General features: G+C 47.8%; 13 protein-coding genes and 1 riboswitch. Of the genes, 11 read left to right on the plus strand and 2 right to left on the minus strand.

Features of this window, described 5'->3' with window-relative positions; translation table 11 throughout:
- Nucleotides 1-36: 36 nt before the first annotated feature.
- From MKX59_RS05830 to MKX59_RS05840, 3 genes are all read left to right on the plus strand, one after another.
- Nucleotides 37-786: a Cof-type HAD-IIB family hydrolase gene (locus MKX59_RS05830; protein ID WP_023990191.1), complete on the plus strand. Its 750-nt coding sequence runs from the start codon at nucleotides 37-39 to the stop codon at nucleotides 784-786.
- Between the two features lie 51 nt (nucleotides 787-837).
- Nucleotides 838-1317 (plus strand): DUF456 domain-containing protein, encoded by a 480-nt coding sequence (locus MKX59_RS05835; RefSeq protein WP_028541425.1) that lies wholly within the window; start codon nucleotides 838-840, stop codon nucleotides 1315-1317.
- A 138-nt stretch (nucleotides 1318-1455) separates the two neighbouring features.
- Entirely contained in the window at nucleotides 1456-3090 is a 1635-nt protein-coding gene (locus tag MKX59_RS05840; protein ID WP_023990189.1) for a putative polysaccharide biosynthesis protein, read from the plus strand.
- A gap of 17 nt (nucleotides 3091-3107) precedes the next feature.
- Here the strand turns inward: MKX59_RS05840 and MKX59_RS05845 are convergent, their stop codons facing one another.
- Nucleotides 3108-4397 carry a DUF2515 family protein gene (locus tag MKX59_RS05845; protein WP_068941896.1) on the minus strand — a complete coding sequence of 430 codons (1290 nt, stop codon included), beginning with the start codon at nucleotides 4395-4397 and terminating at the stop codon, nucleotides 3108-3110.
- Between the two features lie 237 nt (nucleotides 4398-4634).
- On the opposite strand from MKX59_RS05845, the gene MKX59_RS05850 reads away from it, so the two are divergent.
- From MKX59_RS05850 to MKX59_RS05885, 8 genes are all read left to right on the plus strand, one after another.
- The gene (locus MKX59_RS05850) at nucleotides 4635-4979 is read left to right on the plus strand and encodes a thioredoxin family protein (RefSeq protein ID WP_075154716.1); all 345 of its coding nucleotides are present in this window, start codon (nucleotides 4635-4637) and stop codon (nucleotides 4977-4979) included.
- 173 nt (nucleotides 4980-5152) lie between these two features.
- Nucleotides 5153-6085 carry a COX15/CtaA family protein gene (locus MKX59_RS05855; RefSeq protein ID WP_068941894.1) on the plus strand — a complete coding sequence of 311 codons (933 nt, stop codon included), beginning with the start codon at nucleotides 5153-5155 and terminating at the stop codon, nucleotides 6083-6085.
- A gap of 129 nt (nucleotides 6086-6214) precedes the next feature.
- A complete protein-coding gene (locus MKX59_RS05860; RefSeq protein ID WP_025723591.1) occupies nucleotides 6215-7981 on the plus strand; it encodes a UbiD family decarboxylase in 1767 nt (588 codons plus the stop codon).
- A gap of 51 nt (nucleotides 7982-8032) precedes the next feature.
- Nucleotides 8033-8758 (plus strand): Cthe_2314 family HEPN domain-containing protein, encoded by a 726-nt coding sequence (locus tag MKX59_RS05865; RefSeq protein WP_028541429.1) that lies wholly within the window; start codon nucleotides 8033-8035, stop codon nucleotides 8756-8758.
- Nucleotides 8759-8884: 126 nt separating this feature from the next.
- Nucleotides 8885-9024: riboswitch (SAM riboswitch) on the plus strand.
- A 136-nt stretch (nucleotides 9025-9160) separates the two neighbouring features.
- On the plus strand, nucleotides 9161-10183 hold the full coding sequence (locus MKX59_RS05870) for a methionine ABC transporter ATP-binding protein (RefSeq protein WP_028541430.1): 1023 nt from the start codon (nucleotides 9161-9163) through the stop codon (nucleotides 10181-10183).
- Nucleotides 10180-10848, plus strand: a complete 669-nt coding sequence (locus tag MKX59_RS05875; RefSeq protein WP_025723588.1) for a methionine ABC transporter permease — start codon at nucleotides 10180-10182, stop codon at nucleotides 10846-10848. Before MKX59_RS05870 ends, MKX59_RS05875 begins: the two co-directional genes overlap by 4 nt.
- A gap of 74 nt (nucleotides 10849-10922) precedes the next feature.
- The gene (locus MKX59_RS05880) at nucleotides 10923-11765 is read left to right on the plus strand and encodes a MetQ/NlpA family ABC transporter substrate-binding protein (protein ID WP_028541431.1); all 843 of its coding nucleotides are present in this window, start codon (nucleotides 10923-10925) and stop codon (nucleotides 11763-11765) included.
- Nucleotides 11766-11908: 143 nt separating this feature from the next.
- Complete coding sequence (locus MKX59_RS05885; protein ID WP_023990180.1) at nucleotides 11909-12673, plus strand: SDR family oxidoreductase; 765 nt, start codon at nucleotides 11909-11911, stop codon at nucleotides 12671-12673.
- Between the two features lie 92 nt (nucleotides 12674-12765).
- Here the strand turns inward: MKX59_RS05885 and MKX59_RS05890 are convergent, their stop codons facing one another.
- Entirely contained in the window at nucleotides 12766-13011 is a 246-nt protein-coding gene (locus MKX59_RS05890; RefSeq protein WP_013311836.1) for a NifU family protein, read from the minus strand.
- Between the last annotated feature and the right edge of the window lie 47 nt (nucleotides 13012-13058).

A 13058-nucleotide genomic window follows, 5' to 3' on the forward strand; every position in this document is an offset into this window, starting at 1 on the left:
GTTGGACATAAGGGACATACAGGAGGAAGAGAGACTATGGGAGAAAACCAATATAAATACAAACTGCTTGCGCTCGACATGGATGGAACTTTACTGAATGATAATCATGAAATTTCCTTGGAAACGATTAACTGGATTAACAAGGCGATTCAGGAAGGGATTCATGTATGCTTGTCCACCGGACGTGCAGCGATGCATGCTCTGCCTTACGGTCAGCAACTCGGCCTGGAGACGCCAATGGTAACCGTAAACGGCAGTGAGGTGTGGAAATCACCCCACGAGTTGTGGCGCCGTTATTTACTTGATAAGGAGCTCGTTCGTAAGATGCACCAAATTGCTGTAGAAACAGGCTCTTGGTTCTGGGCTTACTCAACGGAGGAATTATATAATAGGGATCGTTGGCCGGATACATTGGACACACAGGAGTGGCTCAAATTCGGTTATAATACGGAAAATGACGAAATTCGCCACCAAATTTTACTTAAGCTTCAGGATATGGGTGGACTTGAAATTTCCAATTCTTCGATGACAAATCTGGAAATTAACCCAGCTGGTATATCCAAAGCCAGTGGAATCGCTGAAGTGTGCGATCTGCTTGGCATTACTCTGGAGCAGGTGGTTGCCGTTGGCGACAGTCTGAATGACCTGGCTGTGATTCAAGCGGTTGGACTGGGCGTAGCAATGGGGAATGCTCAGGATACGGTTAAAGAAGCCGCTGATTTGGTCGTGGCTTCGAATAATGACGACGGCATTGTAGAAGTGATCCGTGATTATGTGCTTGTGTAATAAAATGAATAATGCAGCAGGCCGGATGAATGGACGAGAAGGAGGAGGCCCATGGACGTTGTAGGCTGGATTGTTGTTATTGTGCTGTTCATTGTGGGCATGGCCGGGGCGGTATATCCCGTATTGCCGGGGGCGCTCGCCATCTATTTTGCATTTTTTGTATACGGCTGGTTTTTCTCGTTTGCTCCATACAATGCATTGTTTTGGATTATACAAACACTAATCGTCGTTGCCCTTTTTGTTGCGGATTATGCTGTGAATGCGTGGGGTGTCAAGCGATTTGGCGGCTCGCGTCTGTCGGCGATACTGAGTACCATCGGGATTATTATCGGCCCCTTCGTTATTCCGGCATTTGGCCTGATTTTGGGACCATTTATCGGCGCTGTGCTGGGTGAACTAATTGGCAAAGCCCCGCTGGACCGAGCTATTAAAGTGGGCTTTGGCTCTGTATTAGGCCTTTTTACCAGCACCGTGATGAAAGTGATTTTGCAGCTTGCCATGATTATTGTATTCTTGATTTGGGTGTTATGACCCGAGATTCGTTTTGGTTTATTATGATTTGCAGAGACAGAATCGACATGCGGCTCCGCACCGGTGATGGCTCAGGCCATGACTGTTTGTGCGGGGCTTTTGCATGCGTGTGAACAGCAAGAAAGAAGGGAACGCATTTTGTCCAATAAAGAAACATTCCTTAAAGGTACGCTTATTTTAGCCGCTGCCGCCTTGGTGGCCAGAGTACTTGGTCTGGTACAGCGTGTTCCATTGGAGCATCTGCTCGGTTCCGTCGGGAACGCCTCGTTTACTATTGCGAACAACGCTTATTTGATGCTGCTCACGGTCGCTACGGCCGGCATTCCAAGCACGTTGAGCAAAATGGTTTCAGAACGTTATGCACTGGATCGGCCTTCGGAAGCGCGACGTGTGTATCGTGCGGCTTTGATATTCGCGGCCGCGGCAGGCATTATCATTACAGCGCTGCTGTATTTTGGAGCGCCTTACTTTGCCGAGCATGTAGCAGGGGTTCCGCAATCCGCTTTGGCCATTCAGGCTTTGGCACCAGCATTACTGCTGTTCCCTGCCATTGCCATGATGCGTGGATACTTCCAAGGGCGCGGTAATATGACCGCAGGCGGTATTTCACAAATTGTGGAGCAGGTTGCACGGGTAGCGACCGCTATTGTACTCGCTTTTATTATTTTGAAGCTAGGTTATGGAGATCGCGAGGTTGCGGCTGGGGCTTCCTTTGGAGGTGTCATGGGAAGTCTTGGCGCTCTAGCGGTTATGTTGTACTACACGGTGAAATTGCGTCGCCAGGATCGACAGGATCGTCAAGATCAATTCCAAGAGGAAAGCTCCGCGCTACCGATGATGCGCATTTACAAAGATATTTTCAAGCTTTCCATTCCCATTGTATTGTCGTCTCTGACGGTTCCGGCGGTCAACTTTATTGATACGTCGATTGTGGTGAGACTATTGTCTGGTCAAGTGGGATTGGATCAGGCGACTACTCAGTTGGGTTATCTAGGCTCTCGGGCACAGAGTGTGGCGGGAATTCCGCCGATTTTGGCCATTGCGCTCAGCCAATCGCTCATTCCGATCATTTCAGCGGCATTTGCCCGTAAGGATGAGCAGCATTTACAAAATCAGATGACGTTGGCTTTGCGTATCTCTATTTTGACTGGAATGCCGATTGTGCTGGCTTTATGTGTAACCGCCTATTCTATTAATGGTTTACTGTTTAGCTCGCTTGGAGGCAGTGGTATCATTGCTGTTCTGACACTCGGAACGATATTCCAGATTACGATGATGACTTCTAATTCGATACTGATCGGTATGGGCAAGCCGCGTATTTCAATGGTTAATGTCATGGTCGGTATCGTCGTCAAGTTTGCAGCGAGCTGGCTGCTGGCTGGTTGGCTTGGAATTTATGGGATCATTGCTGCAACCGGATTATGTTTCCTCGTGATCACATTGCTAAATTTGCGTGTGCTTAAAGGGATTGTCTCCTTTTCCATCATGGGCCGTCGCTGGGCAGGGTTCTTAACCGCAGTCGTCGTCTCGGGAGCTATCGGATACGGTGTAAATGAAGCCTGTATTCTGCTGGTGCATCTGATGCCTGCGCGTGTGGCCTTCTTGATCGCGTGCTGCATTGCCGGGGCAGCTGTACTGGTATGCTACTTGTTGTTGCTGGTTGTACTGCGCGTATTGCGCAGGGACGAGCTGGGCAACTATCCGCGTATGTTGCAAAAGGTACTGCGTCCGTTAATGCGTCTACAGCGTGAGTCCACAGGACAACGAGGCTAAAAGAGCCCTCCAGTCTTTCAGTGGAAAGGTTGCAAGCTGTTATGGGCAACGTGGGCCATTGCTGTTTTTTGAATGCCATGACGATGCTCATGGCGCATGGCAAATAACAGCGGTCGCCTTGGTTCGCTGAGATGTCCAAGTGTGGAGCCGTCCTGAAACCAGTCATACCGGGGGATTGGATCATAAGCTGTATCGGACCAGACGGCGTTCAGCTCCGGACTGTACAGACGTTGTCCTGGCGGTAGCCATTCATGTGCTAAAAGCGTTGCACTTTCATCTGGAGAGTGCAGCGCTTTTTGTTCATTCGGTGTGAACAATCCGGGCCAATAGTCGCTGCGTGAACCTGTATGCGGCACACTGTTAGCGAATGCGGATACCTGGTCCAGCACCTGCTGATGGCCAAAGAGCATAGCATAGAGACTTTTGCCAAAGCCGATCCGCTCGTCCAAATGGCCGAAACGCTCCATTACTAGTCCAGCAAGTCCACCGTTCAGTCCAAGTGGAAATATAACCTGATTTAGCTGGAGCCAGTCATGCAAATAAAAGCCCGGCTTGTGTGTCACAAATTTTTGGAAATACGGATCTTTTACCACACGTCCTTCAATATAGTTTTGTTCATTAATGATGAGCGCCACAGTCAACAGAGAGCTATCCCGCCAAGCCCAGAAACGTTCCCAAAAGGGCTTCATGAATGGCGAAACGTGAAAATAAGGCAACAAGTGAAAGCAACTCCGACCCAAATGACGGCTGTGCATGTAAAGTTGCAACTGCGGATAAGCGTCTTGAAAAATAAGGGCGTTACAGCGCTCCAGTAGCCGATACAGCCATTCCTTTTCCTGTTCGCCGAACAGGTTGCCAATCAGTCCCCCTTTCAGATCGGTCATATTATAGCCGCCATTACGAGAAACCAGGTGGGCCAGTAATGCCCAATGTAACTCCGGGTAGCCACGATAGCATTCAAGGTAAGCGGCAGTGCGGGTAACGTTGCTGCGATTCTCCTGTGCTGTATCGTTCTTGATCCTCTCCAGTAGCTCACAGTCTGTTTCGCATAAGGGCATATTCAGAGAAGAGGGACGCGTAGCGGGTCCGTTCACCAGCATTATCGCTTCAGCTTCATTCATAGCGGCCTGTGCCGTATGATAATCCCACGCTAGTTCACGCAAGGGGGAGCGTAATTTGCGGGATTCGGTCCAAGCCGCCCGTTTGCCCTCCCAAGCTTCCTCTGCAACACGGGGAACGGAACCCAGTAACTTTAGCCCTCCTTGTAGCTGTCGAGATGCTGTATGGAGCCATTCGGTAAGAGACATGACTAAATTAACCTCCTTTCCAACTGCAAGCATCCCCGTATCCTGCCAAGTATGTTGGGTATGCTGTTAGGATGTCGACGCTTATGTGGATTCTTAAGTATATCTTTAGTATGCCTCAATGAGAGGGCTTCCAATCGGCATGTGAGTAGAATGGGGGAGTGTGCAAAAGCTTCACTTGGCGTTACAATAGAAAGTGCAATCTTTTCAGCACAAAAAGAATTTAAGGAGGAATCATCCATGCAAAAAATCGTCTCTCATGAAGACTTTAATAAGGCAATATCCACTCCGGGCGTTACGGTGGCTGTGTTTAAGGCGGACTGGTGTAAGGATTGTCATTTCATCGATCCGTTCATGCCTGATGTGGAAGAACAATATGCAGATAAGCTTACATTAATTGAGATTGATGTAGAACAGGCCGAAAGCGTCAGTCAAGAGCAAAATGTATTGGGGATTCCTAGCTTTATCGCTTACAGTGAAGGGCGAGAACTGGTACGTCTGGTGAACAGACTGCGCAAATCCCGCGAAGAGATTGAGCAATTTTTGGATCGGGCTGTTGAAGTCCACGCGAGCTTAGCAAAATAACATCAAGACATTCAGAAAGCCGCTTCCTTCTCAGGGGGCGGCTTTCTCACGGACACGTTCACATTTTGTCAACAAAGCTCGTATGTCAAGGAACGATATATCAGTTATAATTACTTTAAGTGATCATTTCACAACATATAAAGTGAATAAATATTATATTTGGAAGGATACGGGTGAATTCTTTGAATAACAAAATCAGAATATTAAAATGGCTGGCACTCGTAACATGTATTGTCATGTTTTTGGCTACCTTCGGTGGAGGTGTCGTGACGCGAACGGATTCTGGTCTCGGCTGTGGCCGGGAATTCCCGCTGTGCAATGGTAAGCTGGTTCCGGCACATACGATCGCATCCCTTATTGAGTTCTCTCATCGCTCCGTCAGTGCCATGGCCGGGATTCTTTCTATCGCCTCATTTGTTGGCTTTTTGCTGTTTATGAAGCATCGGAAGGATTTGCAGCTATTCTCGCTGCTCACGCTCATGTTTGTCATCATACAAGGTGCAATGGGGGCGTTGGCTGTCGTCTTCTCCCAATCGGCTGCAGTCATGGGACTGCATTTTGGCTTTGCGCTTATCGCCTTTGCCAGTGCGACTATGATGACGTTGGGGGCCTGGCAGGAGCATGCAGATTCACGCCACACCCCGCGTCTGATTCCTGGGCCTGTCAGTCGGGGCTTTCGTAACTTTATATGGTTATCGACGATCTATACCTATATTGCTGTCTATTCAGGGGCGTTGCTTAGTCACTCGGTCATCCAGAAGGTTGTAAATATTGGGGGCTTCATATCTCCACTGCTGCTTCATCAGATTTCAGCTGGTCTGCTGTTCGTCATTATCTTGGCTGTGGGTCACTACTCATACCGTTATCACCCGAATCACCGGGATATCCGTATATTGGGTGTCGTATCGGTCTTGTTAATCTTGCTTCAAGTGGTGATTGGAATTATCTTGTTGTACGTCAACAAACCTGAAATCTACATGTTTATCGTGCTGGGACATATGCTGGTGATTGCATCGTTGTTCTCGATTTTGGCTTATCTGAGCTACCGTGTATGGCAATTGTCACCGGACCGCAAGTTTGTTTCGACCCAAGCACAACGTACCTAAGCATTTCATGAATCGTAGTGAAGCGGATTTTTGCCCAAGAGGCGTTTTAACACGTATAATAGCATATAAGAAACAAACCAGGCCCGCGAGTTTCTCGAGGGCTTGATTTGCTTAGGAGGAGTCGTCCAGTTGATCTACCAGAATTTGCGCCAATTTATTGAAGCGCTGCGTAAAGAAAATCATCTTAAAATTATAGAGGCACCTGTCGATCCTTACCTGGAGCTGGCTGAGATTCATCGAAGAGTCATTGAGGAAGAAGGGCCGGCACTGCTGTTCACGAATGTAAAAGGAACCCCGTTTCCTGTAGCCAGTAATCTGTTTGGCACGAATCGCCGTGTGGACATGGCTTTTGGCCCGCGACCAGAGCAGCTGATGGATGCGATTGTAGGAGCGACCAAAACATTGTTTCCACCTACACCCAAAGCATTGTGGAATGAACGTGGCCTGATTAAGGACATGCTAAAAGTAGGGCTAAAAACAGTATCTCATAGCGAGGCCCCTGTATTGGGAGTTCGCCGTACAGAGGCTCCGCTGGCACCACTGCCTAAAGTGACCAGTTGGCATGAGGATGGAGGGCCGTTTATTACGCTTCCACTCGTGTATACTGAGAAGCCAGGTCAGCCCAAGGATCATAATTTGGGGATGTACCGCATTCAGATTTATGATGATCAGACGACGGGCATTCACTGGCAAATTCATAAAGGCGGCGGTTTTCATTATCATGAAGCGGAACTGCGTAATGAGCCATTGCCTACGACGATTATCATCGGTGGCCCGCCTGCCCTGATTGCGTCTGCCATTGCGCCAGCACCGGAAAACTTGCCTGAGCTGTTGCTGGCTTCGCTTATTATGGGAGGCAAGCTGCCCATGACAGAAGACCCGCTCGGGGGTCACCGGATTCCAGCAGAAGCAGAATTTGCAATCAGCGGTTATGTACCGCCTCATGAACGCCGTCCGGAAGGCCCGTTTGGTGATCATTTTGGCTATTACTCATTACAGCATGATTTCCCTGTATTTCATGTCAAACATATGCATCACCGCAAGGATGCCATTTATCCGGCAACCATTGTAGGTAAGCCTCGGCAAGAAGACTACTATCTCGGTGAGTTTTTGCAACGTCTGCTGTCGCCTGCCTATCCGCTTGTGATGCCTTCCGTCAAGTCCCTGTGGGCGTATGCGGAAACGGGCGTACATGCGCTGGCAGCGGCAGTCGTACGTGAAAGCTACTCCCGTGAAGCGCTTGTATCCGGTTTTACTATTTTGGGTCAAGGTCAATTATCGTTGACAAAGTTCCTGATGCTGACGGATCGAGTAATTGATTTATCTGACTTTAACCTGCTGCTGGAAACCATTCTGGAGCGATTTAATCCAGCAAGGGATTTATTTATTTTCAATCACACGTCACACGATACACTCGATTACACAGGCCGCAAGCTGAATCATGGCAGTAAGGCCATCCTGATGGGGATAGGTGAGCCTGTACGTGAATTGCCTCGTGCTTATGAGGGAGGCGATCTGCCGGGAATTCGTGAAATTGAGCCCTATTGCGGAGGTTGCCTCGTCGTATCGGGTGCGTCCTTTGAGCAGGAGCCTGAGCTGGCGGCACGTGTTTTGGAGCGATTAGCAGCGGGTGAGCAAGAGTGGCCGCTCGTCTTCATTGTAGACGATGCCAAAGAAGTCGTTCGCTCTCAAGCCTCGTTCCTGTGGACGGTATTCACACGCTTTAACCCGGCTACAGATATGTACGCAGACAGCGAAGTGCGTTTGCATCATCTGAACTATAAGCTGCCGATTGTAGTGGATGCGCGTATGAAGCCGGGGTATCCAGACGAGGTGTTACCGCGTGAGGATATTGTTAAGCTTGTAGATCAACGATGGACGAGTTATTTCGCTTGACGCCCTAATTAAACCTACAGCCGGATTTTACATTTATAAGGAGGCGTAAGCATGATACGCAAGCTACTGGGTGAGCCACCACGTGTGAACAAAGGCATCCTGCTAGATGCCATGAATAGCATGTCAGCTATGTTGAACCTGCTGGAGCGGCAAATTCAGGCTGGTGGAGATCCGACCCACGATTTTCGGAAGGCGGATATTTTAACACGCGGTCTAATGTCATCTCTGGATGAACTGGAGCAGAGCCATCATGCTTCCGCCTTTTTCCGTATGAAAGTGAAAGCCGGATATGCTGAAGATATGAGTGAGGATGAAAAATCCGATTATGCGTTATATGTTTTCTTTTATAAAGATGGGTTTGTTCGGGTTTTCTCTATTTTGGATAAGCTGGGTAACTGGCTAAATGATCTGTATGATTTAAAAACAGGGCAGTATAAGGCGCACTATTCGTATTTTACCGTGTTGCGGCAGCTCAAGTATCTCAAAATGCATCCTGTATTGACCGATAATTTAATTGATATCAAGGATACTTACAACGATGCCATCAATCGGCTGCGTAAGCGTCGGAATACGGAGATACACTATATGAATACGGAAATGCAGGATGATCTCTGGCAACGACACCGAGCTTTGTATGGAAAAATCCAACTGGAGGACCTTGATCACCATTTGGAAGATTTGCAGCAGGGCTTGGAAATGGTATGTCGGTCGCTGTCAAACGCCTTTACTCATACTGCGAAACAATGGGAGAACCGGGCAGTACGCCCAAAAATATGATAGAAAATATCCTTTGACAAAGCAATGTAAACTATCTATACTGAAACCTAGTTTCAGAAAAATGCTTGAATTATGTTTTTTTTATATAAACTTAACGGACAGCTAAAGCTGGAGTTTAACATATTTTTCTTATCCAGAGAGGTGGAGGGACTGGCCCGATGAAGCCCGGCAACCCGTTCTTTCCCGGTGTAATACACTGGGAGGGAACATGATGGTGCTAATTCCTACAAAACCGCTAGAGTTATAGCGATTTTGGCAGATGAGAAAAGGTTCGCAAGGTGGGGCCCTTTTCATTCTGTGAAAGGGGCTCTTTTTTGTATAAATAAATAGCGATTTTATACAATTCTGAGAGATGACAACTGGTTAAAAGGGTAAGGAAGAAGTGAAGGGGGTCGCAGCACGTTGATAGAGCTTAAGCAGTTAACCAAGCATTATGGCAAAGGCAACCGACGCGTTAATGCGCTATCTGGGTTGAATCTTTCTATAAAGCGTGGAGAAATATTCGGAGTGATTGGTCACTCCGGGGCGGGGAAAAGTACATTGATCCGCTGTATTAATTTATTGGAACGCCCTACTTCAGGTGAAGTATGGGTAGACGGGGTAAACCTCGCTACTGTGAGTCAATCCCAGTTACAGAAGCAACGTCGAAAAATCGGAATGATTTTTCAGCATTTTAATTTGTTATCTTCGGCAACGGTGTATGACAATATTGCATTTCCTTTGCGGTTGGTAAACACTCCCAGGGAAAAGCTGGACATGAAGGTTCGTGAGCTGCTGGAACTGGTGGGTCTGGAAGAACACAGTGGAAAGTATCCGTCACAGCTCTCAGGTGGACAGAAGCAGCGGGTAGGAATTGCGCGGGCGCTGGCTAGTGATCCTCATGTATTGCTGTGTGACGAAGCGACTTCTGCGCTTGATCCGCAAACGACGGGGTCTATCCTGAAATTGCTGTTGGATATTAATCAGCGCTTTAATTTAACCATCGTGCTGATTACACATGAAATGCATGTCATTCAAAGCATTTGTGATCGAGTTGGCGTCATTCATCAGGGCGACATCGTGGAGCAAGGCCCAGTGGCGGAAGTATTTTTGAAGCCACAGCACCAGGTAACCAAGGACTTTATCCAACGGGAGTCAGAACATCCCGAGGAGTTGCAAGCAGCGATTGCGGCAGCAGGTGGCGGTGAGTCGGCGCAGGTGGTGCGTATCTCCTTCTTGGGCAGTAAAACATATGATGCGATTCTGTCGCGTACGGCTCGAAGCACTGGTGTTGATTTTGCGATCTTGCAGGGAACCATATCTACGATTAAAAATGTACCCTATGGACAGCTGATCGTTCGTTTTGAAGGAAACCATGAGGATATAGAGCAAACGCTGCGCGAAGTGTCTGGGCAAGGACTTGATGTGGAGGTGATCGGACAATGAGCGAACTTGATTTTTCACAAGTGAGTTGGGAAGAGCTAGGAAATTCTACTCTGGAAACCCTTCAGATGCTCGGAGCATCCGCATTGTTCACCCTCATTATTGGTTTGCCGCTTGGCATATTATTGTTTCTGGCGAGTCGCTCCTCGTTAACTCTGATGAAGGTGATATACATTGTATTATCATTCATCGTTAACATTTTACGTTCCGTACCATTTATCATTTTGATCGTTGCACTTATTCCTTTTACACGATCGCTGGTAGGTACCTCGACCGGGGTGTTGGGAACCATTCCACCATTGGTTATTGGGGCTGCCCCATTCTTCGCACGTCTTGTCGAAACGTCTCTGCGTGAAGTGGACAAGGGCGTCATTGAAGCCGCACAAGCGATGGGTGCCTCGACAGGACAAATTATCCGGCGTGTGCTGTTACGTGAGGCACTTCCGGGTCTGCTCGCTGCATTAACCATTACCGTCGTTACACTCGTATCCTACACGGCAATGTCCGGGATGATCGGGGGCGGTGGACTGGGTACACTGGCTATCAACTACGGCTATTATCGTTATGAAACGGCTGTCATGATCGTTGCGGTCGTGCTGATGGTCGTATTGGTACAATTGCTGCAAATGGCGGGGGATCGTCTCGTGCGGCATTATACTCGAAAATAGGGAAAACATATAGATATCCTTATTGATCAGGACGTCTGATCCTGAATATTACAAATTATTGGAGGGGTAATAACATGAAGAAATGGGTATTGGCTGTACTAAGCTTGACATTAATTGCGGTGCTGGCGGCTTGCGGTACAAAGAGCACAACATCGGATACAAACAATGCGACCGAAAATACAGGCGGATCACCACGTGAAGTGGAGCTGAAAATTGGAGCTTCTCCTGTGCCGCATGCGGAAATTTTGGAAGCGATCAAGCCTCAGTTGGAAAAAGAAGGGGTTCGTCTCCAAGTCGTTCAGTTTAACGACTATGTACAGCCGAACGTACAATTGTTTGACAAGCAACTGGATGCTAACTTCTTTCAACATGTACCTTACTTGGATGTGATGAACAAAGAGCGCAAAATGGATCTGGTTTCTGTGGGCGCAGTTCATTTGGAGCCATTCGGTATCTACTCCCAAAAATATAAAAAGCTTGATGAAATCCCAGATGGCGCAACTGTAGCCATTCCGAACGATGCGACAAACGGAGGCCGTGCTTTGCTGCTGTTATCCAAGCAAGGTCTGATTAAGTTGAAAGACGAAGGAAACATTGAATCCACGGTGAAAGATATTACAGAGAATCCGAAAAATTTGGAATTCAAGACTTTGGAAGCGGCTATGCTGCCACGTCAGTTGCCTGAAGTGGATATTGCGTTGATCAACACGAACTACGCTCTGGAAGCGAAGCTGAACCCGACAAAGGATGCATTGGCACTGGAAGATAAAGATTCTCCTTATGCTAACGTTCTGGTAGCACGTCCTGATAATAAAGATTCCGAAGCGATTCAGAAGCTGATCAAAGCTTTGCAATCTCCAGAAACTAAAAAATTCATCGAAGATAAATACCAAGGCGCGATTATTCCAGCATTTTAAGCAGGGAACGAGAACGCATTGCACGCAAACCCCAGATTCTCTTGAACAAGAGGACTGGGGTTTCTTTTTGGATGGAGTTGTAGGGGAAGCTTAAATATTTTATACTTGGGGGTGACCGTTCTCTGTGAACAGGAGGAAAATTGTTGAGAGATAAAGTCGCATTCATAACCGGCAGTGCCAAAGGTTTAGGTAAAACGACCGCTTTGCGTCTGGCGGATGAAGGCTGTAATATTGCGCTAAATTATGTGCATAGCCAAGCAGAAGCCGAAGCGCTTAAGCGGGTGATTGAGTCTAAGGGAGTACGCTGCCTGTCTTTACAAGGGGATATCTCTGTTCAGGAAGATATCACGAGGCTGATTGGTGAAGTACAGGATCGGCTGGGCGGAGTCGATATTATGGTGAACAATGCCGGACCGTTCATCCGGGAACGCCGTCTGTTTGCGGATTACAGTGTGGCTGAGATTCATGCCATGATACAAGGGAATCTGGTCGGTACCATGTTGCTGGATCATTTGGTATTGCCCCACATGCGTAGCCAGCATTGGGGACGTATTATTCATTTTGGCTTTGGTCATGCTGGAGAAGCAAGGGCTTGGCCGCATCGCGCCGTCTACGCAGCCGCCAAGGTGGGGCTGGTGTCTTTTACGAAGTCACTGGCTGTGGAGGAAGCTCCTTATGGCATTACGGTCAATATGATCTGTCCAGGGGATATCCGAGGAGCAAATAAGGAAATGTCAATCGCCGATGTCATCGGCATGCAGGATAAAGAGACACCGCGTGGACGTCCGGGAAGTGGAGAGGACATTGCGCGAGTGATCGCCTATTTATGTGAGGAGCATTCGGATTTTATAACAGGCAATATTATGGATGTATCGGGAGGTTTAGACCCCATTCGGCCAACCATATAAGCTTAAGTGATCCTTCAGACGCTGTAACACAAAAAAGAGTCTTGAGCTTCGTTACCGAAGTCAAGACTCTCATGATCATTATGCATCAAGCATTAGAATACTTGTACCACTTCTTGGACGCCGTCGACTTCTTCGAGAAGAGCGCGTTCAATCCCTGCTTTCAGCGTGATTGTGGAACTTGGGCAACTGCCGCAAGCGCCTACCAGCTTCAGCTTAACGATGCCGTCTTCAACGTCAACCAGCTCAACGTCGCCACCATCGCGTTGCAGGAACGGACGGAGCTTATCCAGTACATCTGCTACTTCGTCATACATTTGAACGCTTTGTGTTTCGCTCATTAGAATTCAACTCCTTTCCTATACCTTTATTATTATATTACAAAGCG

The sequence above is a fragment of the Paenibacillus sp. FSL R7-0340 genome (assembly GCF_038002205.1).
Lineage (GTDB): Bacteria > Bacillota > Bacilli > Paenibacillales > Paenibacillaceae > Paenibacillus > Paenibacillus polymyxa_B.

Bases quoted from the DNA above. Each gene is read 5' to 3' on its own strand.
- MKX59_RS05830 (WP_023990191.1), top strand. From the start codon at position 37: ATGGGAGAAAACCAATATAAATACAAACTGCTTGCGCTCGACATGGAT.
- MKX59_RS05835 (WP_028541425.1), top strand. From the start codon at position 838: ATGGACGTTGTAGGCTGGATTGTTGTTATTGTGCTGTTCATTGTGGGC.
- MKX59_RS05845 (WP_068941896.1), bottom strand. From the start codon at position 4,397: ATGTCTCTTACCGAATGGCTCCATACAGCATCTCGACAGCTACAAGGA.
- MKX59_RS05850 (WP_075154716.1), top strand. From the start codon at position 4,635: ATGCAAAAAATCGTCTCTCATGAAGACTTTAATAAGGCAATATCCACT.
- MKX59_RS05865 (WP_028541429.1), top strand. From the start codon at position 8,033: ATGATACGCAAGCTACTGGGTGAGCCACCACGTGTGAACAAAGGCATC.
- MKX59_RS05875 (WP_025723588.1), top strand. From the start codon at position 10,180: ATGAGCGAACTTGATTTTTCACAAGTGAGTTGGGAAGAGCTAGGAAAT.
- MKX59_RS05880 (WP_028541431.1), top strand. From the start codon at position 10,923: ATGAAGAAATGGGTATTGGCTGTACTAAGCTTGACATTAATTGCGGTG.
- MKX59_RS05890 (WP_013311836.1), bottom strand. From the start codon at position 13,011: ATGAGCGAAACACAAAGCGTTCAAATGTATGACGAAGTAGCAGATGTA.